The sequence below is a fragment of the Micromonospora sp. ATLC20 genome, from assembly GCF_057196585.1.
This window is the reverse complement of sequence record NZ_JBXUOV010000085.1, coordinates 1-24,889: the sequence shown is the minus strand read 5'-3', so window position 1 is coordinate 24,889 and position 24,889 is coordinate 1. Positions and strand designations below refer to the sequence as shown.

The following is a 24,889-nucleotide window of genomic DNA, read 5'->3' as shown; positions in this document are numbered from 1 at the left end:
GATGGGGCACGGCGGCCCGCCGCCGCGCGGCCTGCCGCCCGGCCCGGGCGGTTACGGCCCGCCGGACAACGGTCCCGGTGGGTACGGTCCGCCGGACAACGGCCCGGGTGGCTACGGTCCCCCGGACAGCGGTCCCGGTGGGTACGGCCAGGAGGAGCGCTTCGACGGGTTCGAGGCCGGTCGGCGTGCCCGTGCCGACATGACCGCCGAGATCCGCATGCCCGAGCGTGAGCTGCGTGGTCGTGGCCCCGGCGGCCCGCCGGCGCTGCCGCAGCAGGGTTACGGCGCACCGGAGCCCGGCTATGGTCCGCCGGACCCGGGTTACGGGCCGCCGGACCAGGGCTACGGCCCGGGCCCCTCGATGACCGGCCCGCCGCTCGTGAGCCCGCCGGTCGCCGGTCCGCCGATGGTGGGGCCGCCGATGGCCGGCCCGCCCGGCAGCGACCTGCACCGGGTCGACCAGATCCGGCGCAGCTTCCAGGTCCGGCGGTTCGGCAGCGGGTACGACCCGGACCAGGTCGACCGGTTCTTCGAGACGCTGCTCGGCGGCATGCAGGGGCGCAACCCGATGCCGGTGAACCCGAAGGAACTCGACACGCTGCGCTTCGGGCTGGTGCCCGGTGGCTACTTCGAGGCCGAGGTCGACGCGGCGCTCAAGGACGTGCAGGACATCCTGCTCGGCCGCTGACCCCGCCTCCCGAGACGACGAAGGGCCCGCCCCCCGGTGAGGGGGCGGGCCCTTCGCGCACTACCGTGGGCGCCGCGCGTCAGGACCGCAGGCCGTTGCGGCGCAGCACGGCGTCGCCGATGACGATGGCGATCAGCAGTCCGGCGATCCCGAACAGCCAGATGTGCTCCACCCGGCCCTCCTCGATCCCGCAGAGCGCCATCAGTACCAAAGCCACCGCCGACAGCACCGCACCGATCCGTCCGGACTTGCGGTGTCCGGGCTTGTGCTGATCTGGCGCGGTTACCGGCTCGTCTCCTGCCACTGTCGGTCCTTCCCTCGCGATCGGATCTCCGATCAGTCTGGCACGGCCCCAACCGGGCCCGGCGCAGGGTCCGACCTCCTGTGCCGGGGATGACCCGGGCGGGCGACAGCGGGCGGGCGGCGCGGCCCGGGTCGTTGGTCCCGTACCGGTGGGGGCGGATGGCCACTACCGGCGTCGCGGGACGGCGAGCACACTGCCTCCGGTAGCGTCTTGACGTACACCTTGATGCCTTTTTGAGGAGGACTGCGGTGCGAGTGACCGGTACGGGGCATGCCAGCATGCGGATCGACACGGCCGCGGGCAGCATCCTGTGCGACCCGTGGGTCAACCCCGCCTACTTCGCCTCGTGGTTCCCCTTCCCGGACAACTCCCTGCTCGACTGGGCGACCCTCGGCCAGGTCGACTACCTGTACGTGTCGCACCTGCACCGGGACCACTTCGACGCGAAGCACCTGCGTGACTTCGTGTCGAAGGACGCCACCGTCCTGCTGCCCGAGTTCCCCACCTCGGAGATGGAGGACGAGTTCCGGGAACTGGGCTTCACCAAGTTCCTCAAGGCCCCGAACGAGCAGGTCGTGGAGCTACCAGGCGGCCTGAAGATCATGATTCAGGCGCTGACCAGCCCGACCGACGGCCCGATCGGCGACTCGTCGCTCTGGGTCGAGTACGACGGCGTGCGGCTGCTCAACCAGAACGACGCCCGCCCGACCGACCTGAGCGTGTTCGCCGAGCTGGGCCACGTGCACGCGCACATGCTCCAGTTCTCCGGCGCGATCTGGTACCCGATGGTCTACGAGCTGCCGCAGGCGGCGAAGACCGCGTTCGGCAAGCAGAAGCGGGACCGGCAGTTCGACCGCACCTGGCGCTACATCGACGACCTGAAGGCCGACCACGTCTTCCCGATCGCCGGCCCGCCGTGCTTCCTCGACGACGAGCTGTGGCAGTTCAACGACATCTTCGGCGACGAGGGCAACATCTTCCCCGACCAGTCGGTGTTCCTGGCCGAGTATGCCAAGGTCGGCGGCACCAACGGCATCGTGCTGCTGCCGGGCAGCGTCTCGGAGGTCACCACCGAGGGCGCGACCACCACGCACCCGGTGCCGGTGGAGGAGTTCTTCGCGAACAAGGTCGCCCACCTGGAGGAGATGCGGGAGCGCAAGCGCGGCGTCATCGAGGCGGAGAAGGCGTCCTGGCGGCACCCCGAGGTGGACGTGCTGGGTGAGATGAAGCGCCGGATCGAGCCGCTGCTGGACGAGTCGATCTACCTGGCCAAGGGCGTCGGCGGGCCGGTCCGCTTCGACCTGGTCGGCTACGACGGCGCCGAGGTCGAATCCATCGTGGTGGACTTCCCGGGCAAGGAGGTCCGGCCGTACGCGGACGAGAAGGTCCGCTACCGGTTCCGGACCGAGCGGGCGCTGATCGAGCACCTGCTGCACATCGGCGAGGTGGACTGGGTCAACTCCCTCTTCCTGTCCTGCCGTTTCTCCGCGGCCCGCATCGGCCAGTACAACGAGTTCGTCTACGCCTTCTTCAAGTGCCTGTCCGAGGAACGCCTCCAGTACGCCGAGGGCTGGTACGACGAGCACGAGCGGGCGGTCGACGCCGAGGACATCACGCTCGACGGCTGGGTGGTGCAGCGGCGCTGCCCGCACCTGAAGGCGGACCTGAGCCGGTTCGGCATCGTCGACGGCGACCAGCTCACCTGCCAGCTGCACGGCTGGAAGTTCGACCTGGCCAGCGGGCGCTGCCTGACCAGTGTCGGGCACAAGATCCGCGCGCACCGCGCCGACGCGGAGACCCCGGCGCCGGCCGGGGAAGCGGCCGTCTGACGAGTTCCGCCCCGTCCGCCGCCCTCGGCACGCGACCATCGGTCGGGAGGGGGCGGCGTGACGGGTGCGGACAGGGAACCGGCGTACCGGTTCGGGCGTGGCAACGAGATGGCGCGCGACGCCTCCCGGGTGGAGGCGTTCAGCGACGCTGTCATCGCCATCGTGCTCACCCTGATGGCCGTCGAGCTGCTGTCGTTCGACCCGGACACGCCGCAGGACGACGGTCTGCCGGCCGCGCTGCTGCACGAGTGGCGCGCCTACCTGGCGTACGTGATCACGTTCGCCATCGTCGGCCAGGTCTGGCTGACCCACCACAACATGTGGCGTTACGTCCGCCGGGTCGACCAGATGCTGCTGGTGCTGAACCTGCTGCTGCTGATGTTCGTGGCGGCGATCCCGTTCACCGCCGACCTGCTCGCGGACAACCTGCGCGGCACCGTCGGTGACCAGCGGCTGACCGCCGCGCTGTACGCGGGCGTGGTGCTCGGTGAGGCGCTGTTCTTCAACCTGAGCTGGTGGTGGGCGCGCCGCCGCGGGCTGCTGCAACCGGGCCTGGACCCGAGGCTGGCGCGGGCGGTGGCCCGCCGGTTCCGCCTCGGTCCGCTGCTCTACCTGGTCGCGTTCGCGATCGTGTTCGTCGACCCGGTGCTGAGCCTGCTGGCGTACCTGCTGCTTGTCGGCGTCTACCTGGTGCGCGGCCCGGGCGACCTCCCGCCCGCCGGTCAGGAGGCGCCCGAGACGCCGTGAGGACTCAGCCCAGGTCGGCGAGGATGCGGCGGGCGGCGTTGTGCCCGGCCGCGCCGATCACGCTGCCCGCCGGGTGGCAGCCGGCGCTGCCCGCGTACACCCCGTCCACCCCCGTCGCGTACGGCATCCGGTCGGTGAACGACACAGTGTTGTCGACGTGGTGGATGTGCCCGCCGGTGATCCCGAAATGCGCCTCGATGCCGGGCGGCGGCAGCGGCACCGCGTCCGCGACCAGGTCACCGGCGCCCGGGGCGTACCGCTCGCAGATCGCGATCAGCCGCTCCACGTAGCCGGGCAGCGCCGCCTCCCAGGTGGTGCCGGCCAGCTCGTAGGGGACCGACTGCACGAACAACGCCGACGAGTGGTGCCCCGCCTCGTCGGACAGCGACGGGTCGACAGTGGTGTGCAGGTACCACTCGATCGTCGGCTCCTCCGGTAGCCGCCCGGCCCGCACGTCCGCCCACATGCCGCGCAGCGCCGCCATCGGCGACTCGCCGCCGTCGCCGACGAGCGAGGCCGAGCCGGGCAGCAGGTGGATGGTCGACCCGAACGGGCTCGGCGCGTCGGCCGGCAGGCAGGAGAAGCGCGGCAGCCCGGTCAGCGCCAGGTTGAGCTTGAGCGTGGTGCCGGGGCGGCGGACCGCCGCCATCCGCGCGCCCAGCTCCGCCGGGAGCGCGCCGTCGGGCAGCAGCCCCATCAGCCGGTACGGGTCACAGGCGCCGAGCACCACAGGGGCGTCCACCTCCCGCCCGTCGGCGAGCGTCACCCCGGCGGCGGCGCCTCCGGCCAGCCGGATTGCGGTGACCGGCGCGTCGGCCACGATCCGCGCCCCGGCGCGCACGGCGGCCTCGGCGAACGTGCGGGACACCGTACCCATGCCGCCCCGGGTGATCATCCAGGTGCCGTCCGCGCCTGGTAGCCGGCACATGTTGTGCACCAGGAAGTTGTGCCCGGTGCCGGGGTCGTCCGGGCCGGCGTTCAGCCCGGACAGGCCGTCGGTGACCGCGTACATGCTGACCAGCAGCTCGGAGCGGAAGTCGAAGCGGGCCAGGTGGTCGGCCACCGAGCCGCGTACCAGGTCGACGAAGACCTGCCGCAACGCGGGCCGCACGTAGCGCTCGGCGGTCTCCTCGACCGGCAGCGGCTCGGCCAGCCACGCCGGGGCGAGATCCTCCCGCAGCTGGGCCAGCTCGGCGTGGAGCGCGTCGTCGGCGGCGACGTCGGCGGGGGAGAACATCTCCGCGAGCTGCCGCCGGCTCGCCGCCACGTCGCTGCCGGCCAGCAGGTACGGCGAACCGAGCCCGCCCGGCGTGGGCAGGAAGTAGTGCGGGTCGCGGCGCAGCACCGGGATGGTCACGTCGAGCGTGGCCAGCAGCTCCGGCGGCATCAGCCCGAGCAGGTACGACCCGGTGGAGTGACGCAGCCCCGGCACCTTCGGGAACGGGTTCTCGGTGCGGGTCGCCCCGCCGATCACGCCGGACGCCTCCAGCACCAGCACGTCCAGGCCGGCGCGGGCCAGCAGGATCGCCGAGACCAGGCCGTTGTGCCCGGCGCCGACCACCACGACGTCGGCGCGGGACGGCAGCTCACTCGCGTCGCTCATGGGCCGGAGCGTAGCGGCGGGCGAGCTATTGCGGGAGGGTTCGCCCTGGGGCGCTACCGTTCCGGGCATGTCCCCGGCTGTCCAGATCGCGCTCGCGGTGGCGCTCGTCGTGGTGGTGCTCCTTCTCCTGCTCGTGCTGCGGCGCGACCGTCCCCGGGACCTGGTCGCCCCGGATCGCCCGGCCGGCGACGGGCAGGCCGAGGTGCTCCGGCTGGCCCGCGCGGGGCGTACCGTCGAGGCGGTCAAGGTGCTGCGCGAGCAGACCGGGCTGTCGCTGCTGGACGCGAAGCGGGCGGTGGACGCGCTGACGGCCGGTGGAACCTGGTCGCCCGGCCCTCCGGCCCCCGGAAAGGGCGTCGACGAGGCGGTGCGGGCCGAGGCCGCGCGGCTGCTGTACCAGGGGAAGAAGATCCAGGCGATCAAGGTGGTGCGGGAGCACACGCACATGTCGCTCGCCGACGCCAAGCGGTACGTCGAGGGCCTCTGACGCCGGACGGCCGTCACCGGGCGTTCACTCTATAGTGGCGGTGGTCGATGCATTTCTCGTCCTACCGTCGACGGGACACCCACCGCCTCCGGGAAGGTCACCCCCGATGGATCGTCGTACCGTCCTGCGTGCCACAGCCGTCGGTGGCGCCGCCGCCTTCGCCGGTGGTCTCTGGGCCGCCGCTGCCGCCCCGGCCCAGCCCGCCCAGCCCGGTCCCGGCCCGTACGGCGACCTGCTGGCCGCCGACGCCAACGCCCTCCAGTTGCCGGCCGGCTTCACCAGCCGGGTGATCGCGCGGTCCGGGCAGCGGGTCGCCGGCACCTCGTACACCTGGCACCCGGCGCCCGACGGCGGCGCCTGCTTCCCGGCCGGCGACGGCTGGATCTACGTCTCCAACTCGGAGGTGCCGCTCGTCGGCGGCGCCTCGGCGGTGCGGTTCGCCGCCGACGGCGCGATCGCCGCCGCGTACCGGATCCTCGGCGGCACGAACGTCAACTGCGCGGGCGGGCCGACCCCGTGGGGGACGTGGCTGTCCTGCGAGGAGGTGCCGCTGGGGCGGGTCTTCGAGACCTGGCCCGAGGGCGGCCGGTCCGGCGAGGAGCGGACCCGGATGGGCCGCTTCAAGCACGAGGCGGCGGCCTGCGACCCGCAGCGGCGGGTGGTCTACCTGACCGAGGACGAGGGCGACGGCTGCTTCTACCGGTTCGTCCCGGACACCTGGGGTGACCTGCGCACCGGCAAGGTGCAGGTGCTGTGCGCCCCGGACGGCCAGGTGACCGGCCCGGTGACCTGGCGGGACCTGCCGGACCGCGACGGATTCCCGGTGCCCACCCGCTACCAGGTGGGCGCGGCGCAGACGTTCGACGGCGGCGAGGGCTGCTGGTACGCCGACGACACCTGCTGGTTCACCACCAAGGGGGACAACCGGGTGTGGGCGTACGACGCGGTGAACGAGCGGCTCGACCTCGCGTACGACGACTCGCTGGTGCCGGCCGGTGCCGCGCCGCTGACCGGCGTCGACAACATCACCGGTACCGCCGGCGGTGACCTCTACGTGGCCGAGGACGGCGGCAACATGGAGATCAACGTGATCACCCCGGCCGGTGTGGTGGCACCGTTCCTGCGGCTGCTCGGGCAGCCCGAGTCGGAGATCACCGGGCCGGCGTTCTCGCCGGACGGCAGCCGGCTCTACTTCTCCTCGCAGCGCGGCACCAGCGGCGCCCGGGCCGGGACCGGCGGCATCACGTACGAGGTGCGCGGCCCGTTCCGGCGCTGACCTCCCGCCGTCAGGCGCGGGCCGCCTCCCGGGTGGCCCGCCACCGGCTCGCCGCCAGCGTGGCCGAGTAGCCGGACAGCACGATCACGTGGAACAGGTACAGCCAGAGCAGCACCGCCACGCCGCCGCCGATCTCGTCGAACCCGCCGAACGGCACGCCCAGGTCCAGCGGCAGCGAGCAGAACAGCACGAAGCCGTGCACGAAGCCGGACAGGTTCGCCGCCGTGAACGAGCCCAGGGCCACTGTGGCGAGCCAGTCCGGCGAGGCCGGGCCGACCACCCGGAACACCCAGATCAGCACCGGCGTGAGCACCAGCCACACCGCGAGGAACGACAGCACCACGCCGAGCGCGCCGATCCAGCCGCCCTGGCGTACCAGCCGGGTGGTCATCGGCAGCCCGAGCAGGATCGACAGCAGCAGCACCGGGGCCGGCGCCAGCAGCGGGAGCAGCAGCAGGCGCCCCCGCCAGCCGACCAGCGCGCCGGACTCGGCGCGCGGCTCGGCCACCGAGACGAAGGCGCGGCGCAGTCCTTCCCCGTAGAGCGAGGCCGGCAGCAGCGACGCCAGCGCCAGCAGCGGGGTCAGCCCCAGCCCGGCCTCGACGAGTGCGGCCGCCGCCCGGTGGGCGCCGATCTCGGTGGGCAGCGTGTCGATCGCGTACCCGGTCAGCCGCCGCACCCGGTCCGCCCCGGCGAGCAGCCCGGTCAGCCAGATCGCCAGCAGCGCCACCGGCACCACGGCGATCGCGCCGTAGAAGGTGATCGCGGCGGCGTGCAGCGACAGGTCCCGGCCGCGGACCGGCCGGAACGCCGCAGCCGTGATCCGCTTGGTCCGCTCCCACCCGTCGCCCATCGCCCTCTCGTTCCCCGTATGCCACCGCGCCACGCATTACGATCCGGCGGCATGACGATCGCCACGACCGACCGGCTGGTGCTCCGCGACTGGACCGAGTCGCCGGACGACCTGGCCCGGATCTACGACATCTACTCACGGGACGAGGTGATGCGCTGGCTGGGCGGCGGCAAGGGGCGGATGACCGACCCGTCCGAGGCGCGCGAGCGGGTCCGGATGTGGCACGAACGCTGGGCGCCGTACGACGGTCGCTGGGGCCTGTGGGCGATCGAGCCGCGCGACGGCGGACCGGTGGCGGGGAGCATCCTGCTCAAGCCGCTGCCGGGACGCGACGGCGTCACGCTGACCGACGACATCGAGGTCGGCTGGCACCTGCACCCCGACGCCCAGGGCAACGGCTACGCCACCGAGGCGGCCCGCTCGGTGCTGGAACGCGAGTTCGCCACCGGCACCCCGAGGGTGTACGCGGTGGTGATGGCCGGGAACGACCCGTCGATGGCGGTGGCCCGGCGCCTCGGCATGACGCACGTGGGCGTGCGCACCGACTGGTACGGCGGTGCCGAGGTTGAAACGTTCGTCCTGGAACGTCCGGCCTGAGCCGTGCCGTTGGCAGTTCGCCCTCGGCCTCCTACGGTGGTGGGGACACGGGGGAGGCACGGATGGTCGACGGTGGCGACGCAGCGCGCTGGCTGCACCTCCACGCCGCCCGGGGCGGTCCGGACGACCTGTCGCTCCTGGTGAACCGGGTCGCGCCCGCCATCGGGGCCACCGACATCGTGATCTACCTGGCCGACTACACGCAGTCCTCGCTCGTACCCCTGGTCGGCGCGGGCGCGCCCCGGGACGAACTCACGATCGAGACGACGCTGGCCGGCCGGGCGTTCACCGGCCTCCAGGTGCAGCGCGCTCCCGACCGCCCGGACCGGCTCTGGGTGCCCCTGCTGCTCGGCTGCGAACGGCTGGGGGCACTGGAGATCGTGTCGTCGCGCGCCGGCGACCCCGCGCTGGACCGGCCGGCCTGGGAGGTTGCGGTCGCCGTCGCTCAGGTCCTGGTGAACCGCCGGCTCTACGGCGACGTCGTGGAACGGATCCGCCGCCGCCTGCCGATGCAGGTCGCCGCCGAGACCGTGTGGGGGCTGCTGCCGCCGCTGACCTTCGCAACGGACGAGCTGGTGATCACCGCCATCCTCGAACCGTGTTACGACGTCGGCGGGGACATCTTCGACTACGCGCTCAACGGTGACGTGCTCAGCGTCGGGCTCTTCGACACCTGTGGGCACGGGATCAAGGCGAGCGCGATGGCCTCGCTCGTGGTCAGCGCGTACCGCAACGCCCGGCGTACCGGTCTCGACCTGGTCGACACGGCGATCAGCATCGACAGGTGGGTCCGCTCCGAACACCCCGGCCTGTTCGCGACCGCGCTGCTCGCCGAACTCGACCGGCGGACCGGCGTGCTGCGGACCATCAACGCCGGCCACCCCGGCGCCATGCTGCTGCGGGACGGCAAGGCCGTCCGGGCACTGCCCGGACCGACCGCGCTGCCGCTCGGGCTGGGCAACCTGTCGACGCGGCGCCCGCGGGCGCACGAGGAGGCGCTGCACCCGGGTGACCGCATCCTCGCCTACACCGACGGCATCACCGACGCCCGGGGCGACGACGGGGAACGGTTCGGGCTGGACCGGCTCGTCGACTTCGTCGAGCGTGCCCTCAACGAGCGGCTGCCCAGCCCGGAGACGATGCGCCGGCTTGTGCGCGCCGTCCTCGCCTACCAGCAGGACCAGCTCGACGACGACGCCACCGCGCTGTTCCTGGAGTGGCAGCCCTCGCACCTGCCGTTGGAGCACCTGGAGCACCTCACCGCGCCAGACGGGACGATCGCGTCCCCGTAGCCTCATCCCGCAGCGACAGCCCCGCCTGACCGTTCGGCGGAGATCGCCGGGCGTGGGCGCGGTTTACCGTACGTCGTGCTGATCGAGTTCGAGGCCGCGCCCGAGCGGGGGCCGTTCACCGTGGCGTGGCGCCGGCTCCTGCGGGGCGTGGTCCTGCCCTATCGATGGGTGGGCGGCACGCTGGCGCTGCTGTCGGTCTTCACGCTCGTCGTGGAGCCCCGCCTCGTCGCCGCTGCGCTGGCGGGTGGGGCCGTGCTCTGCTGGTTCCTCGCCCCGGCCGTGATGCTGCACCGTGCGGTGGGGGCGGCCTGGCAGTGGGGCTCCGTTGCGGCCCGCTGGAACCTCTCGGACGAGGGGTTGCGGTGCGAGAGCCCGGAGGGCCACACGCTGGTGTGGTGGTCCGCCGTGTCCGCCGTCGAACAGGTCCACGGCCAGTTGCTGGTGCGACTGTCGGGAGGGCGAGCGCTGATCGTGCCCTTGGCAGAACTCACGCCGCAGCAGAGACAGGACGTTCTCGCCTTCCTCCACGACCGGACCTTGCTCGTCTGAGCGCGTCGGTTCGCCACCGGGACGCACCATCTGTGCGAGCGACGGCACGAGAACGGGTGAAGCTCGACTCCGAGCATCCGGCTCGGCCTGGTCGAGGAGAAAGGGTGTCTTCGGTGAGCGGAGGCACGTCGAGTGACGCGGAGCGGAGTCCCGTCCTGCCCGGCACGGCTGCCGTCCCGGCCGGCGAACTCGCACGCCGCCAAGGTGCCGAGCCGGTCACCAGCCTCGACGATCTGGCTCGTCCGGACCTGATCGGGTCGGACGAGGAACTGGAGGTTCTCCTTGCCGACCTCGACGCCTCGCGGCATCGGGACCGGCCTGACCGCGACTCGTCCGGTAGGTCGTTGGATCTTCTGGGGTGCCTTGACCAGCCCTGGACGGCCGCGGCGGCACTCGACCTGCTGCCGGAGAACAACGGCCCGAGGATCGAGGTGCTGCGCGGCTGTGTGATCGTCACGCCGGGCAGCGGCGTCGACCGGCGTACGGCGCATCTCCATCTCGCGTACCTGATCGGGAGGGCGGCGCGGGCCGCCGGCCGGTGGGGCTGCCGGTCCGTCAACCTGGTCTCCGCTGACGACCTGTTCATTCCCGATCTGGCGGTGCTGCGACACCCGGCCGGTGGTCTCCGCGCCGTCACAATCGAGGACGCGCTGCTGGTGGGGGAGATCGCGCCGTCAGGCGTGATCGACAGGCCGCGGGAGTACGCGACCGCCGGTGTGCCGTACTTCCTCCGGGTCGACCTGCGTAACCGGGTGCCGGCGCTTGCCCTCTACGAACTGGTCGACGGCGAGTACCGGCCGCTTGCGGCCGCGGCCGCCGGTACGACGTTCGTGATGCGGCAGCCGTTCGAGTTCAGCGTCGACCCGGCCGACCTGCTCGACGAGGAGGCGCCGCAGGCGTGATCGACACCAGTTCGCCGAAGTGGTGGCATCGCGGCGCCTGGGATGCCGCCACCTCGGCGAAGTGGAGTCGATCATGTCGCCGGGCACTCCGGGACGAACCGGGGTGAGGCGCTGGGGAACAATGGTCCGGTGACCACTCCCCGAGATCTCGTGCTGCTCGGCTCGACCGGCTCGATCGGCACCCAGGCCATCGACATCGTCAAGCGCAACCCGGACCGCTTCCGGGTGGTGGCCCTCGGCGCGGGTGGCGGCAACGTGGAGTTGCTCGCCGCGCAGGCGCTGGAGCTGGGCGTGGAGGCGGTCGGTGTGGCCCGCGCGTCCGCCGCGCAGGATCTTCAGCTCGCGTTCTACGCCGAGGCGAGCCGGCGCGGCTGGGCCACCGGCGACTTCAAGCTGCCGAAGATCGTGGCCGGGCCGGACGCGATGACCGAGCTGGCGCAGTGGCCGTGTGACGTGGTGCTCAACGGCGTTGTCGGCTCGCTGGGCCTGCCGCCGACGCTGGCCGCGCTGCACGCCGGTCGTACCCTCGCCCTCGCCAACAAGGAGTCCCTCGTCGCCGGCGGCCCGCTGGTCAAGGCCGCCGTCTCGCGACCGGGGCAGATCATCCCGGTGGACTCCGAGCACTCGGCGCTGGCGCAGTGCCTGCGCGGCGGCGCCCGGGGCGAGGTACGGCGGCTGGTGGTCACCGCCAGCGGCGGCCCGTTCCGGGGGCGGCGGCGTGACGAGCTGACCGCCGTGACGCCGGAGCAGGCGCTGGCACACCCGACCTGGAACATGGGCCCGGTCGTCACGATCAACTCCGCCACGATGGTCAACAAGGCGCTGGAGGTGATCGAGGCGCACGAGTTGTTCGACGTGCCGTACGCCGACATCGAGGTGATGGTCCACCCGCAGTCGGTGATCCACTCGATGGTCGAGTTCACCGACGGCTCCACCCTGGCCCAGGCCAGCCCGCCGGACATGAGGCTGCCCATCGCGCTCGGTATCGGCTGGCCGGACCGCGTGCCCGGCGCCGCCGCGGCTGTCGACTGGACCACTGCCCACACCTGGGAGTTCTTCCCGCTCGACGACGCGGCGTTCCCGGCTGTCGCGCTGGCCAAGGCGGCGGGCGAGGCCGGGCGCTGCCGCCCGGCGATCTACAACGCGGCGAACGAGGAGTGCGTGGCCGCGTTCGTCGCGGGCCGGCTGCCGTTCCTCGGCATCGTCGACACCCTCCAGCGGGTGCTGGAGGACGCACCCGATTTCGACGAACCAGGTACCGTCGAGGACGTGCTCGCCGCCGAGTCGTGGGCACGGGCGCACGCCCAGGAGATCATCGTCGGGTCGGTGGAAGGAGCTCGATGAGCTATCTGCTCGGGGTGGTGCTGTTCGCCCTGGCGATCCTCATCTCGGTGAGCCTGCACGAGGCGGGGCACATGCTGACCGCCAAGGCGTTCGGGATGAAGGTCACCCGCTACTTCGTCGGCTTCGGCCCGACCCTGTGGTCGTTCAAGCGGGGCGAGACCGAGTACGGCGTCAAGGGCATCCCGCTCGGCGGCTTCTGCAAGATCGTCGGAATGACGCCGCAGGACGACGACGTCGAGCCGGGGGACGAGAAGCGCGCCATGTGGCGCTACCCGGTGTGGAAGCGGACGATCGTGATGTCCGCGGGCTCGATCACCCACTTCGCCCTGGCCCTGATCGCGCTCTGGATCATCGCGGTGTCGGTGGGGCTGCCGAATCCGAAGTTCCCCAGCACCGAGGCCGGCTTCCGGGCCGAGCCGGCGGTGATCGCCATCGCGCCGTGCGTGGTGGTGGAGAACGCGGCCCGCGCCTGCGAGTCCGGCGACCCGGCCAGCCCGGCCGAGAAGGCCCAGCTCAAGGACGGCGACCGGATCACCGCGGTGAACGGCAAGCCGGTCTCGACCTGGGGCGACATGCTCGACGTGGTCCGGGCCACTCCGCCCGGCACGGCCACCGTCGCCTTCGTGCGCGACGGCAAGCCGGACGAGGCGCGGGTCGACCTGGCCTCGGTGCAGCGTCCGCCGCTGGACGACCCGAAGGGCGCCGCCTCGGCGGTCTCCGCGCTCGGCGTGGCGCTCTCGCCCACCACCCCGACCCGGGTCGAGTACGGCCCGGTCGCCGCGTTCGGCGCCACCGCCGACTTCACCGGCACGATGGCCGTGCAGACCGCGCACGCCATGCAGCGCATCCCGCAGAAGGTGCCGGCGTTGTGGAACGCGATCACCGGCGGCGAGCGCGACGTGGACACCCCGATCAGCGTGGTCGGCGCCAGCCGGCTCGGCGGCGAGGCCGTGGAGAACAACGCCTGGCTGGTGTTCTTCATGCTGTTCGTGTCGCTGAACTTCTTCATCGGCGTGTTCAACCTGCTGCCGCTGCTCCCGCTGGACGGCGGCCACATCGCCATCGCCTGGTTCGAACGGGCGCGGTCCTGGCTCTACGCGCGCATCGGCCGTGCCGATCCGGGGCGCGTCGACTACCTCAAACTCATGCCGTTCACGTACGCGGTGATCCTGATCGGTGGCGCGTTCACGCTGCTGACGGTCACCGCCGATGTCATCAACCCCATCACGCTCTTCTCAAGGTGAGTGCCTGAAGTGACCGCTGTCAGTCTCGGTATGCCCCCCGTACCGCCGCCGCCGCTGGCCCCGCGCCGGGCCAGCCGCCAGATCATGGTCGGTTCGGTGCCGGTCGGTGGTGGCGCGCCGGTCTCGGTGCAGTCCATGACCACCACCCTCACCGCCGACGTCAACGCCACGCTTCAGCAGATCGCCGAGCTGACCGCGTCCGGCTGCCAGATCGTCCGGGTCGCCGTGCCGTCGCAGGACGACGTGGAGGCGCTGCCGGCGATCGCCAAGAAGTCGCAGATCCCGGTGATCGCCGACATCCACTTCCAGCCGAAGTACGTCTTCGCGGCGATCGACGCCGGCTGTGCCGCGGTGCGGGTGAACCCGGGCAACATCCGGCAGTTCGACGACAAGGTCAAGGAGATCGCGCGGGCCGCCGGCGACGCGGGCGTGCCGATCCGGATCGGCGTGAACGCGGGCTCGCTGGACAAGCGCCTGCTGGCCAAGTACGGCAAGGCCACCGCCGAGGCGCTGGTGGAGTCGGCGCTGTGGGAGTGCTCGCTGTTCGAGGAGCACGGCTTCCGGGACATCAAGATCTCGGTGAAGCACAACGACCCGGTGGTGATGATCCGCGCCTACCGGCTGCTGGCCGAGAAGTGCGACTACCCGCTGCACCTCGGCGTCACCGAGGCGGGCCCGGCGTTCCAGGGGACGATCAAGTCGGCGGTGGCGTTCGGCGCGCTGCTGGCCGAGGGGATCGGCGACACCATCCGGGTCTCGCTGTCCGCCCCGCCGGTCGAGGAGATCAAGGTCGGCAACGCGATCCTGGAGTCGCTGGGCCTGCGCGAGCGTGGCCTGGAGATCGTCTCCTGCCCGTCCTGCGGCCGGGCGCAGGTCGACGTCTACAAGCTGGCCGAGGAGGTCACCGCCGGGCTGGAGGGCCTGCCGGTGCCGCTGCGCGTCGCGGTCATGGGTTGCGTGGTGAACGGTCCGGGTGAGGCCCGCGAGGCCGACCTGGGTGTGGCCTCGGGCAACGGCAAGGGCCAGATCTTCGTCAAGGGCAAGGTCGTCAAGACCGTGCCGGAGGCGCAGATCGTGGAAACGCTGATCGAGGAGGCGCTGCGGATCGCCGACGAGATGGGCGCCGAGATCCCCGAGGAGCTGCGCGACCTGGTGCCGGGCGGTGCCACCGTCACCGTGCACTGATCCACTTCCGCGTTGTCGTGCGGCCGTCCCCGGCAGGGGGCGGTCGCACGCGGCGTCTCAGGGCCGGGGCACGGCGGCGAAGGGGGAGAGGGTGAACCAGCCGGGCGCGGCGCGCCGCAGCGCCTCCGGCCCGGTCACCTCCACCGCGCCGCCGCGCAGCGCCACGGCCCACTCCAGGTCGCCCATCCAGACCTGGACCAGGGCGCGCAGGTCCGCCGTGACGGTCACCGTCACGGCGTGCCCCGGGTCGATGTCGCAGACGTCGGCTTCGCCCCCGGCGATCACCATCCACCAGTCGCGCTGCGCCGTGGGCACGTCCCGGAAGCGGAACCGCACGACGGTACGCCCCGGCGGGACCGCGTCGTGGTCGACGTGCCGGTGCATGTCCCACAGCAGCAGCTTCGGGTCCAGGTCGGCGTCGCCCAGTTCGCCGATCCAGCGCACGCCCCAGGCACCGAGTGCCTCCAGCACGGGCCGCAGCTCGCGCCCGGCGGCGGTCGGGACGTAGCGCACGTCGACGCCGTCGACCCGCCGCTCCACCACCCCGGCGCGGACGAGCTGGTGCAGCCGGCGGGACAGCAGCGTGGGTGACATCCGGGGCAGGCCCCGGCGCAGCTCGTTGAAGCGTTCCGAGCCGCTGACCAACTCCCGGACCACGAGCAGCGTCCACCGCTCGTCGAGCAGTTCCATGGCCTTCGCCACGGGGCAGAACTGGTGGTAGGAGGCCCCCATGGCGGGCACGCTACGCCCGGCCCGGCGGCCCGGCCAGCGGCCTGTCGGGAGCGGTACAGATCTCGTACTGGGGGCCGGGTCGTCCGCTGCCTAGCGTCCTGTGCAGGGACGACTGTGAGGAGCGACAGATGATCGAGGAACGGGAACAGGACGCCGCGGTGAAGGCCCGGCACCGCGCGATGTGGGCGATGGGCGACTACGCCGCCGTGGCCGCGCAGGTGATCCCGGAGCTGGGGGCGACGCTGGTCCGGGCCGCCGGGGTGGCGCCGGGCATGCGGGTGCTGGACGTGGCGGCCGGGACCGGCAACGCGGCTCTGCCGGCGGCCCGGGCCGGTGCGGAGGTGGTGGCGGGCGACCTCACCCCGGAGTTGCTGGCGATCGGGCGGGCGGAGGCTGAGCGGGAGGGCTTGGCGCTGACCTGGGAGGAGGCGGACGCGGAGGCGCTGCCGTACGCGGACGGCGCGTTCGACGCGGTGCTGTCCTGTGTGGGTGTGATGTTCGCGCCCCGGCACCGGGCCGCCGCCGACGAGGTGCTGCGGGTGTGCCGGCCGGGCGGGACGATCGGCCTGGTCAACTGGACCCCGGAGGGCTTCGTGGGCCAGTTGTTCGCGGCCATGCGGCCGTTCGCGCCGCCACCGCCGCCGGGCGCGCAGCCGCCCCCGCTCTGGGGCGACGAGGACCATGTCCGGGAGTTGTTCGGCGACCGTGTCGACGCGCTCCGGCTGGGGCGCGACGACGTGGTGGTGAACCGGTTCGCCACGCCGGAACAGTTCCGGGACTTCTTCGCCACCCACTACGGGCCCACAGTGGCGGTCTACCGGGCGAACGCGGGCGATCCGGAGCGTACGGCGGGGCTCGACCGCGCGCTGACCGACCTGGCGGCCCGGCACCTGGACGGCGGCGTGATGCGCTGGGAGTACCTGCTCGTCACCGCTCGCCGCGCCTGACGGCACGCCGGTCGTCGTCCGGCCGGCGTGCCGTCGCGGCGGCGGTGCTCACTCGGACTCGGCGAGGATGGCGTAGAGCTTGCGCCGGGTCTCGTCGAGCACCTGGGCGGCCCGGGCGCGCTGGTCGTCGGTGCCGGTGGTCATGACCTGCCGCAGCGCCTGCATGGCCTGCGCTCCGGCGTCGCGGATGTCGTGCCAGCTGTTGACTGTCTGCTCGGCGAACTCCGCCCAGGGCGGGGTCTGCGCCGCGTCGGCCGCCTCGGCCTGCCCCGCCTCGGTCAGCGCGAACCGCTTGCGCCCGCCCTCGGAGTCGGCGGCCGTGGCGATGACGCCCTCGTCCTCCAGCAGTTGCAGTGTCGGGTAGATCGAGCCGGGGCTGGGCCGCCAGGCCCCGCCGGTGCGGGAGTCGATCTCCTGGATCATCTCGTAGCCGTGCATCGGCCGCTCGGTGAGCAGGGCCAGCACGGCGCCGCGGACGTTCGGCCGCCGTCCGCGTCCCCGGCCGCCGCGCCCTCGCCCGCGACCGTGCGGTCCGGGGGAGAAGGGCGGCGGACCCGGGGGTACGGGCGGGAAGCCGAAGCCGCCGTGGCGGCGCATCTCGTCGTGCATGGCGTGCATGCGTCGATGGAAGCCCATCGGTGTTCTCCTTCTGTAGTCGCATCACTGATGCATCAACGATATATCGGCAATGCATCGCCGACAAGACGTCGCGAAAACCGGACTGAAAACCGTACGTACGTATTGTTAGGCTGCCGGTGTGCGCCTGCTTCCCGAACCGGGCCCGTCCCGGACCCTCGCCCTCTCCACGCTCGTCAACACCGTCGGGCGGGGCACCTGGCTCACCGCCAGCGCGCTGTTCCTCACCCGGTCGGTCGGGCTCACGGTGGCCCAGGTCGGCGTGGCGCTCACGCTCACCGCGCTGGTCAGCCTGGTGGCGAGCACCCCGATGGGCTATCTCGCCGACCGCCTCGGCCCGCGCGGGCTCCAGATGGCCGCGCTGCTCGCCTCGGCCGCGTGCACGACCGCCCTGGTCTCGGTGCGCTCGTTCACCGGCTTCCTGGTCGTCGGCATGCTGATGGCGGTCGCGGACGCGGGCACCCGGGGCGCCCGCGGGGCGCTGATTGCCGGCGCCGTACCGCCCGACCAGCGGGTCCGCACCCGCGCCTACCTGCGCGCCGTCACCAACGTCGGGATCTCGGTGGGCACCGTGCTGGCCGGGTTCGCGCTCGCCGCCGACACCCGCAGCGCGTACGTCACGCTGATCCTGCTCGACGCCGCCACGTACGTGCTGGCGGCGGCGGTGCTGCTGCGGCTCCCGCCGGTGCCGCCGATGCCCGCCCCGGCGCACGGGCCACGGCTGATCGCGCTACGGGACCGCCCGTTCCTCGCCTTCACCGTGCTGGACGGGCTCATGTCCATGCACTTCTCGCTGATCAACATCGCCCTGCCGCTGTGGATCGCCGGGCACACCAGCGCACCGAACTGGCTGATCTCCGTCTGCCTGCTCGTCAACACGGTGGTGGTGATCCTGTTCCAGGTCCGCGCCTCGCGGGGCACCGAAGACCTGACCGGCGCGGGCCGGGCCGCCCGCCGGGCCGGTGTCCTGCTCGCCGCCGCCTGCGCGCTGTTCGCCGCGGGTGGCGGCGTCCCGGTGGCGGTTGCGGTGCCGCTGCTGCTGGCCGGCGCGCTGGTGCACGTCGTGGGCGAGCTGTGGCACGCCGCGGCCGGCTGGGGCATCTCCTTCGGCCTGGCTCCGGCGCACGCGCACGGGCAGTACCAGGGCGCGTACGGGATGGGCATGCAACTCGGCTCGATGGTCGCCCCGGTGGTGGTGACCACGCTCGCGATCGGCTGGGGCGTACCCGGCTGGCTGGTGCTCGGCGTGGTGTTCCTGCTGCTCGGCGCGTTGGTGCCGCCTGTGGTGCGGTGGGCCGCCCGGACCCGGCCGCCCGCGCCCGAACCGGTGCCGGCGGCGGCCGGCTGAGGGCCGTGCGGCAGGTGCCCGGTCGGCCCGCGCGCGCCGGGGTGGATCTGGCAGGCTGGTAGTCGTGCTCACGGTGCCGGTACGCCAACTCGGGGAGTCGGAGCGCCGCGCGGTCGAGCGGCTGCTCGACCTCGACCCGTACGCCGGCGCGCAGGTCGCCGAGCGGGTGGCGGCACGCGGTCTGGCCTGGTGGCGGGCCGAGGCGCGGATCCTCGGGTACGGCTCCCGCCGGCACCTGGAGTCGATCTGCTGGCTGGGCGGCAATCTGACCCCGGTGCTCGCGTCCGAGTCGGCGGTGACCGCGTTCGCCGACCAGTTGAGCGCCGAGGAGCGGCTCTGTTCCTCGATCGTGGGCCGGGCCGACGCGGTGCTCGGGCTCTGGGACCGCCTCTCCGCGCACTGGGGGCCGGCTCGGGACGTACGCCCGAACCAGCCGTTGCTGGCGACGGACGCGCTGCCCGCCGTGGCGCCCGACCCGCACGTGCGGCGGGTGCGCGGTAACGAGGTCGACCGGCTGTTCCCGGCGGCGGTGGCGATGTACACCGAGGAGGTCGGGGTGTCGCCGCTGGCCGAGGACGGCGGGCGCGGCTACCGGCGGCGGGTGACCGAGCTGGTGCGCGCCGGCCGTGCCTACGCCCGCTTCGTCGACGGGCGGGTGGTCTTCAAGGCGGAGCTGGCAGTGGTGACCCGCCGGACCGCGCAGGTGCAGGGCGTCTGGGTGGCGCCCGAGTGGCGCGGCCGGGGCATCGCCACCGCCGCGATGGCCGCAGTGGTCCGCGACGCGCTGGAACGGGTCGCGCCCACTGTGAGCCTCTACGTAAACGACTTCAACCTGCCCGCCCGCCGGGTCTACGAGCGCTGCGGCTTCCGCCCGGTCGGCACGCTCGCCACAGTGCTGTTCTGAGGATCACTCCCGCCAGGCGTCCCGAACCGGACACCCGGCGCTATGCTGGGCATGTTTTTATACTGACTAGTCAGTTCGGAATTCGGGAGCGGAATGAACATCGTCGAGGCCGTCGGCCTGGGCCTGCGCACCCGCCGCGGCTGGGTCTACCGGGACGTCGACCTCACCGCCGCGAGCGGTGAGCTGCACGCCGTGACCGGCCCGCCCGGCAGCGGGCGCACCTCGCTGCTGCTCGCCCTGGCCGGGCGCTTCCCGCACAACCACGGCGAGCTACGCCGCCGCGGACCGGCCGCGCTCGGCCAGGTGGCGGGCGTGCACGAACCCGACCCGACGCTCACCGTCGCCGAGCACATCACCGAACGCCTGCTGCTGCTCGGCCCGGTGCCCCGCCGCCGGCGCCGCCTCGTGCCGGTGGCAGCGGTCCGAGCCCGCCGGGCCTACCGCCGCGACGCCTACGCCGCCGCCGTCGCCGGCGCCGGACTCACCGACGCGCCCCTGGACCCCGACCGGTACGGCCGCGACCTCACCCCGGTCGAACGGCAGGTGCTCGGGCTGGTGCTCGCCAGCCTCGGCGGCCCCAGCCTGATCGTCGCCGACGACGTGGACGCCGGCGCCGACCGCCCCGAGCGGGAGTGGATGTGGGGCGCGCTGGAACGCCTCGCCGACCAGGGGTACGCCGTGGTCGCCAGCGCCCGCGCCGTCGAACCCGGCGTGGCCGCCACCGTGCACCGCATCGGCGACCCGGTCCCGCCCGTCCCCGCCCTCACCGTTCCCGCCGAGCCCGCCGAGGTGCCCGCATGAGCGTCCTGCGACTGGCCCTGTTCGAGCTGCGCCGGATGACCCGGGGCCGGCTGCCGCGCGCCGCCCTCGCCGTGCTCACCATCGTCCCGCTGCTCTATGGCGCCCTCTACCTGTACGCGTTCTGGGATCCCTACGGGAAGATGGACCGGATCCCGGTCGCCCTGGTCAACGCCGACCGTCCGGCCACCGCCGGTGACGGCAGCGAGGTGCACGCCGGCCGTGACCTCACCGACAAGCTGCTCGACCGCAAGGTGTTCGGCTGGACCGTCACCGACCAGGGCGACGCCACGAAGGGGCTGCGCGACGGGCGCTACCACCTCGTCTTCTCCATCCCGGAGGACTTCTCCGCCACCCTCGCCGCCGGCCCGGAACCGGACCGCCCGGCCCGGCAGGGCGAGCTGAAGGTCGTCAACGACGACGCCACCAACTACCTCTCCGGCCTGCTCGCCCGGTCGGCGTTCAGCGAGATCCGGGCCGCAGCCGCGCAGAGCACCGCCGCCACGTACTTCGACAAGATGCTGATCGGCTTCACCGACGCCAAGGCCGAGACCGGACGCGCCGCCGACGGCGCCGGGAGGATCGCCGACGGGCTCGGCAGCTCCCAGCAGGGCGCGGGAAAGATCGCCGACGGGCTCGGTGACGCCGAGGACGGTGCCGGGCAGCTCGCCGGCGGGCTCAACCAGTCGGTCCAGGGCGCGGACAAGCTCGCCAAGGGCCTCGACCAGCTGCGGACCGGCGCCGCCCAGCTCGCCGACGGCGCCGGCCGCGCCGCCACCGAGACCAAGGCCGCAGCGGCCACCGTGAACGCCGCCGCCGACAAGTACGAGCCGGTGCTGCGCCGCAACGCCGACAAGATCGAGAAGGCGGCCACGCTCGTCGCCGACGGCGCGCAGCAGCTCGCCGCCGGGCTGGACGCGCTGCCGGGCAAGGCCGCCGAGGTGGTCGCTACCGCCGAGGAGATCCGCGACCGGCTCGACGCGGTCGCGAAGGAACACCCCGAGCTGGCCGACAACAGGGACTTCGCCGCCGCCCGCAAGGCCGCCGACCAGGCCGTCACGCAGGCCCGTTCCGTGGTGGCCGCGCTGGACAAGACCGACATGGCCACGCTGCGCAAGCAGATGACAGACGTGTCGAAGACCGCCCGCGAGGTGGCCGCCGCCGCGCCGCACCTGGCCGACGACGTCGCCTCCGCCCGCGCGAAGGTCAACGAGCTGGCCGGCGGGCTCGCCACGCTGGCCCAGGGCAGCGCCAAGCTCCGCGACGGGCTGGGCGACGCGTCGACCGGCGCGAACGAGCTGCGCGGCGGCCTCTACCGGCTCGCCTCGGGCGCCCGCCAGCTCGACGGCGGCCTGGCCCAGCTCGGCAGCGGCAGCAACCGCCTGGTCGACGGGCTGACCCGGCTGGAGGGCGGTGCCGGCGACCTCGCCGACGGGCTCGCCGCCGGGGAGCGGAAACTGCCCGGGTACGACGACGCGGCCACTCGCGCCGGCGTGCTCGGTGACCCGGTCGGCCTGATCCGCGACTCGCAGAACCCGGCCGGCTCGTACGGCGTCGGCTTCGCCCCGTACTTCCTCTCGCTGGCGCTCTGGGTCGGCGCGATGATCACGTACATGCTGTTGCGGCCGGTCAACCGGCGGCACGTGATGTCCGGCGCGCCCGGCTGGCGGGTCGTGCTCGCCGGGTGGCTCCCCGCCGCCGGTATCGGCCTGGCCCAGGTCACTGTGCTCTACACGGTGGTGACGCTCGGGCTCGGGCTCGACCCGAGGCACGGGGCGGCCACGTTCGGGCTGCTCGCCCTCACCTCGCTGGCGTTCACCGCGATCATGCAACTGCTCGGCGTGGCGCTCGGCCCGGCCGGCCGGCTGGCCGCGCTGGCGCTGCTGATGCTCCAGCTCACCTCGTCCGGCGGCACCTACCCGGTGCAGACCTCGCCCGGCTTCTTCCAGGCCGTCCACCCCTGGCTGCCGATGACGTACGTGGTGGACGGCCTGCGGCACACCATCAACGGCGGTACGACCGCCCCGGTGGTCACCGCCGCGCTGGTGCTGCTCGCGTTCGGGCTGGGCGCGATGGCGCTCACCGTCGGCGCGGCCCGCCGGTCCCGCCGGCTGACCCCGTCGAAGCTGCACCCCGAACTGACCATGTGAGGATGAGCCGGTGACGGACGGACGGACACGCCGGCGCGAGGACACCCGCCAGCGCCTCTTCGTGGCGGCGGTGGACCTCATCGCCGAGCAGGGCTTCTCGGCCACCACCGTGGACGACATCGCGGCCCGCGCCGGTGTGGCCAAGGGGACCGTCTACTACAACTTCGAGTCCAAGACCGTCCTGTTCGAGGAACTGCTGCGGCACGGCATCGGCCTGCTCACCGCCGAGTTCCGGGCCGCCGTCGACGGGCTGCCGCCGCTGGAGGCGCTCGGCGCGCTGGTCCGCGCCCAGCTGGAGTACATCCGCCGCTACCGCGCCTTCGCCCAGCTCCTGCTCTCGGAGATGTGGCGGACCAACAGGGAGTGGCAGCAGACGCTGCGGCTGCTGCGCGGCGAGGCCATCGCGGTGATCGCCGACACCGTGCAGGCCGGCGTGGACAGTGGCGACCTCCCGGCCGACCTGGACGTGCGTACCGCGAGTTCGGCGCTGTTCGGCGTCGGGCTGGTGGTAGCAGTGGACTGGCTGGTCTTCTCGCCGGAGCGGCCGATCGACGAGGTGCAGGAGTCACTGCTCGGCATCGTCCGGCGGGTCGCCCGGACCTGACCAAGGGCCGGTAATTCGGTTGAATCCGGGCCGCCGTGAGGACGAGGCTGGGGACACCGCCCCCACCGAGCCGAGTCCGGAGGACCTTCCATGCGCCTGCTCCGAGATCTCTGGGCCACGGCACCCCGGCGGATGACGGCGGTCCTGCTGCTGATCGTGCTCGGCGCCGCCGGCCAGGCGGCCGCCTCCGCGCTGGCCGGGCCGGTGCTGGTGCACCGCTCGTCCGGCTGGTTCGTCGCGCTCGCGGTGGCGCTCGTCGCCGCTGTCGTCACCGACCTGCTGATCGGGCTGATCATGGCCCGGCTCACCGCCGACTGGTCGGCCGACGTGCGGCGGCGGCTCTGCCGGGTCGCGCTCGGCCAGGACCTGCCCACCCTGGAGACCACACCGGTCGGCGAACTGCTCGACCGGATCGACAACGACGTCTACCAGGTCGCCGCCGAGATGCGGAACACCGGCGTACGGCTGGCGCAGGGCCTCGCGGTCTGCGTACTCGCGACGGTGAGCGCGCTGATCGTCTGGTGGCCCGCGGGCATCGGCATGATCCTGCTCATCGCGCTGCTCGTGGTGACGCTGCGCCGTCCGACCGCCCGGATCGCCCCGGCCCGGATGGCCGAGGAGGAGGCGTGGTCCGACCTCGCGGCGGTGATGGAGGAGGCGGTGCACGGGCAGGACGACGTGCGCACCAGCCTCGCCCGGCCGTACGTGCTGCGCCTCTACGCGCGCCGCGCGGCCGAGGTGATCGCCCGGTGCGTCCGGGTGTTCCGGCTCTCCGCGCGGGTCACCGCCACCGCCGCGGGCGCGGTCGGGCTCGGCGTCGCGGGCGTGGTGCTGGGCGGCGCGTGGGCGCTGGCCACCGGCCGGGTGGACGCCGCCCGGCTCACCGCGATCTGGCTGCTGGTGATCGCGTTCGGCGCGACCGTCGAGCAGATCGCGCGCTGGGTGCCGCACCTGCAACAGGCGTTCGGCGCGTGGGGCCGGGTGCAGCTGCTCGCCGGGTCGCCGCAGGAGCCGGACGGCGGCGCCACCCCGGTCGACGGCGACCTGACCGTGCGCGGTCTCACCTACCGCTATCCGGCCGGCGGGGACGACCGCGGTCCGGCGCTGCGCGACGTGCACCTGGACTTCGTCCGCGGGCGCTCGTACGCGCTCGTCGGGCGTACCGGCTCGGGCAAGTCGACGCTGGCGAAGGTGCTCACCCGGGCGGTGGACGTGCCGCGCGGCACGGTGTTCCTCGGCGGCACCGACCTGGCCGACCTGGACGTGGACGAGTTGCGCCGGTGGATCGCCGTGGTGCCGCAGCGCACCGAGATCCTGGCCGGCACGCTGGCCGAGAACGTGGCGCTGTTCGACCCGGAGCTGCTGGACGCCGCCGAGCGGGCGCTGGCCGAGCTGGGCCTGGCCGGCTGGATCGCCGAGCTGCCCGACGGCGTGCACACCCGGCTCGGCGACGGCGGGTACGTGCTCTCCGCCGGGCAGGAACAGCTCGTCGCGTTCGCCCGCATCCTGGTCCGGGACCCGCACGTGGTGATCCTCGACGAGGCCACCGCACGGCTCGACCCGGTCACCGAGAACCGGGTACGCGAGGCCACCGAACGGCTGCTCACCGACCGGATCGGCATCGTCATCGCGCACCGGCTCTCCTCGGTGCGCCGCTGCGACGAGGTGGTGGTGATGGCCGACGGCGCGGTACTGGAGGCCGGTCCGCTGCGCGAGTCGGCCCGCTTCGCCGAACTGCTCGCCACCAGCCACGCCGGGGCGTACGCCGGAGTGGGCGCCCGGGGCGGCGGCGTGAACCTGCTCGACGCGCCCGCCTGGGACGACGCCCCGGCCACGCCGACCGCACCCGCGACCCGGCCGGCCGCCGTGC

At 73.2% G+C, this 24,889-nt stretch carries 23 protein-coding genes and 1 pseudogene; 19 read left to right on the top strand and 5 right to left on the bottom strand.

The window, feature by feature from the left end; genetic code table 11:
- Positions 1–688 (top strand): annotated as a pseudogene (locus AC2CHG_RS18550) (DivIVA domain-containing protein); the annotation flags it as partial.
- A gap of 79 nt (positions 689–767) precedes the next feature.
- On the opposite strand, the gene AC2CHG_RS18545 reads toward AC2CHG_RS18550, so the two are convergent.
- A complete protein-coding gene (locus tag AC2CHG_RS18545; protein WP_013284612.1) occupies positions 768–992 on the bottom strand; it encodes a hypothetical protein in 225 nt (74 codons plus the stop codon).
- Positions 993–1,240: 248 nt separating this feature from the next.
- Between AC2CHG_RS18545 and AC2CHG_RS18540 the strand changes: the two genes are divergently transcribed.
- The gene (locus tag AC2CHG_RS18540; RefSeq protein ID WP_194799740.1) at positions 1,241–2,821 is read left to right on the top strand and encodes a Rieske 2Fe-2S domain-containing protein; all 1,581 of its coding nucleotides are present in this window, start codon (positions 1,241–1,243) and stop codon (positions 2,819–2,821) included.
- 108 nt (positions 2,822–2,929) lie between these two features.
- Positions 2,930–3,568 (top strand): TMEM175 family protein, encoded by a 639-nt coding sequence (locus AC2CHG_RS18535; RefSeq protein ID WP_030269894.1) that lies wholly within the window; start codon positions 2,930–2,932, stop codon positions 3,566–3,568.
- Positions 3,569–3,572: 4 nt separating this feature from the next.
- On the opposite strand, the gene AC2CHG_RS18530 is transcribed toward AC2CHG_RS18535, so the two are convergent.
- Positions 3,573–5,171, bottom strand: a complete 1,599-nt coding sequence (locus AC2CHG_RS18530) for a phytoene desaturase family protein (protein ID WP_262014807.1) — start codon at positions 5,169–5,171, stop codon at positions 3,573–3,575.
- 67 nt (positions 5,172–5,238) lie between these two features.
- Between AC2CHG_RS18530 and AC2CHG_RS18525 the strand changes: the two genes are divergently transcribed.
- A complete protein-coding gene (locus tag AC2CHG_RS18525; RefSeq protein WP_262014808.1) occupies positions 5,239–5,658 on the top strand; it encodes a ribosomal protein L7/L12 in 420 nt (139 codons plus the stop codon).
- Positions 5,659–5,764: 106 nt separating this feature from the next.
- A complete protein-coding gene (locus tag AC2CHG_RS18520; protein ID WP_262014809.1) occupies positions 5,765–6,934 on the top strand; it encodes a PhoX family protein in 1,170 nt (389 codons plus the stop codon).
- 10 nt (positions 6,935–6,944) lie between these two features.
- Here AC2CHG_RS18520 and AC2CHG_RS18515 read toward each other — a convergent pair whose 3' ends face one another.
- Positions 6,945–7,787 (bottom strand): YihY/virulence factor BrkB family protein, encoded by an 843-nt coding sequence (locus AC2CHG_RS18515; RefSeq protein WP_262014810.1) that lies wholly within the window; start codon positions 7,785–7,787, stop codon positions 6,945–6,947.
- A gap of 51 nt (positions 7,788–7,838) precedes the next feature.
- Between AC2CHG_RS18515 and AC2CHG_RS18510 the strand changes: the two genes are divergently transcribed.
- From AC2CHG_RS18510 to ispG, 7 genes are all read left to right on the top strand, one after another.
- Positions 7,839–8,384 carry a GNAT family N-acetyltransferase gene (locus tag AC2CHG_RS18510; protein WP_281600572.1) on the top strand — a complete coding sequence of 182 codons (546 nt, stop codon included), beginning with the start codon at positions 7,839–7,841 and terminating at the stop codon, positions 8,382–8,384.
- A gap of 62 nt (positions 8,385–8,446) precedes the next feature.
- On the top strand, positions 8,447–9,676 hold the full coding sequence (locus AC2CHG_RS18505; protein WP_194799745.1) for a PP2C family protein-serine/threonine phosphatase: 1,230 nt from the start codon (positions 8,447–8,449) through the stop codon (positions 9,674–9,676).
- Between the two features lie 75 nt (positions 9,677–9,751).
- On the top strand, positions 9,752–10,225 hold the full coding sequence (locus AC2CHG_RS18500; RefSeq protein WP_194799746.1) for a YcxB family protein: 474 nt from the start codon (positions 9,752–9,754) through the stop codon (positions 10,223–10,225).
- 113 nt (positions 10,226–10,338) lie between these two features.
- A complete protein-coding gene (locus AC2CHG_RS18495) occupies positions 10,339–11,127 on the top strand; it encodes a Uma2 family endonuclease (RefSeq protein WP_194799747.1) in 789 nt (262 codons plus the stop codon).
- A 129-nt stretch (positions 11,128–11,256) separates the two neighbouring features.
- Complete coding sequence (gene dxr / locus AC2CHG_RS18490; RefSeq protein WP_484525220.1) at positions 11,257–12,471, top strand: 1-deoxy-D-xylulose-5-phosphate reductoisomerase; 1,215 nt, start codon at positions 11,257–11,259, stop codon at positions 12,469–12,471.
- Complete coding sequence (locus AC2CHG_RS18485; protein WP_194799749.1) at positions 12,468–13,715, top strand: M50 family metallopeptidase; 1,248 nt, start codon at positions 12,468–12,470, stop codon at positions 13,713–13,715. Before dxr ends, AC2CHG_RS18485 begins: the two co-directional genes overlap by 4 nt.
- A 9-nt stretch (positions 13,716–13,724) precedes the next feature.
- On the top strand, positions 13,725–14,900 hold the full coding sequence (gene ispG / locus AC2CHG_RS18480) for a flavodoxin-dependent (E)-4-hydroxy-3-methylbut-2-enyl-diphosphate synthase (protein ID WP_013474403.1): 1,176 nt from the start codon (positions 13,725–13,727) through the stop codon (positions 14,898–14,900).
- A 57-nt stretch (positions 14,901–14,957) separates the two neighbouring features.
- Here ispG and AC2CHG_RS18475 read toward each other — a convergent pair whose 3' ends face one another.
- Entirely contained in the window at positions 14,958–15,632 is a 675-nt protein-coding gene (locus tag AC2CHG_RS18475; RefSeq protein WP_281600573.1) for a winged helix-turn-helix transcriptional regulator, read from the bottom strand.
- Positions 15,633–15,760: 128 nt separating this feature from the next.
- Here AC2CHG_RS18475 and AC2CHG_RS18470 point away from each other — a divergent pair, with 128 nt between their 5' ends.
- Positions 15,761–16,579, top strand: coding sequence for a class I SAM-dependent methyltransferase (locus tag AC2CHG_RS18470; protein WP_194799752.1), 819 nt, complete (start codon positions 15,761–15,763; stop codon positions 16,577–16,579).
- Positions 16,580–16,627: 48 nt separating this feature from the next.
- Here the strand turns inward: AC2CHG_RS18470 and AC2CHG_RS18465 are convergent, their stop codons facing one another.
- Positions 16,628–17,215 carry a PadR family transcriptional regulator gene (locus tag AC2CHG_RS18465; RefSeq protein ID WP_194799753.1) on the bottom strand — a complete coding sequence of 196 codons (588 nt, stop codon included), beginning with the start codon at positions 17,213–17,215 and terminating at the stop codon, positions 16,628–16,630.
- A gap of 121 nt (positions 17,216–17,336) precedes the next feature.
- Between AC2CHG_RS18465 and AC2CHG_RS18460 the strand changes: the two genes are divergently transcribed.
- The 6 genes from AC2CHG_RS18460 to AC2CHG_RS18435 form a co-directional block, all read left to right on the top strand.
- Positions 17,337–18,563: an MFS transporter gene (locus AC2CHG_RS18460; protein WP_194799754.1), complete on the top strand. Its 1,227-nt coding sequence runs from the start codon at positions 17,337–17,339 to the stop codon at positions 18,561–18,563.
- A 64-nt stretch (positions 18,564–18,627) separates the two neighbouring features.
- On the top strand, positions 18,628–19,467 hold the full coding sequence (locus AC2CHG_RS18455) for a GNAT family N-acetyltransferase (protein WP_194799755.1): 840 nt from the start codon (positions 18,628–18,630) through the stop codon (positions 19,465–19,467).
- Between the two features lie 93 nt (positions 19,468–19,560).
- Entirely contained in the window at positions 19,561–20,268 is a 708-nt protein-coding gene (locus tag AC2CHG_RS18450) for an ATP-binding cassette domain-containing protein (RefSeq protein ID WP_194799756.1), read from the top strand.
- Positions 20,265–22,415, top strand: coding sequence for a YhgE/Pip family protein (locus tag AC2CHG_RS18445; protein WP_484525219.1), 2,151 nt, complete (start codon positions 20,265–20,267; stop codon positions 22,413–22,415). The genes AC2CHG_RS18450 and AC2CHG_RS18445 overlap by 4 nt, the downstream gene beginning before the upstream one ends.
- A 10-nt stretch (positions 22,416–22,425) precedes the next feature.
- Positions 22,426–23,019, top strand: a complete 594-nt coding sequence (locus AC2CHG_RS18440; RefSeq protein WP_073830318.1) for a TetR/AcrR family transcriptional regulator — start codon at positions 22,426–22,428, stop codon at positions 23,017–23,019.
- A 90-nt stretch (positions 23,020–23,109) separates the two neighbouring features.
- A partial coding sequence (locus AC2CHG_RS18435) for an ABC transporter ATP-binding protein (RefSeq protein ID WP_484525218.1) occupies positions 23,110–24,889 on the top strand: 1,780 nt, incomplete at its 3' end.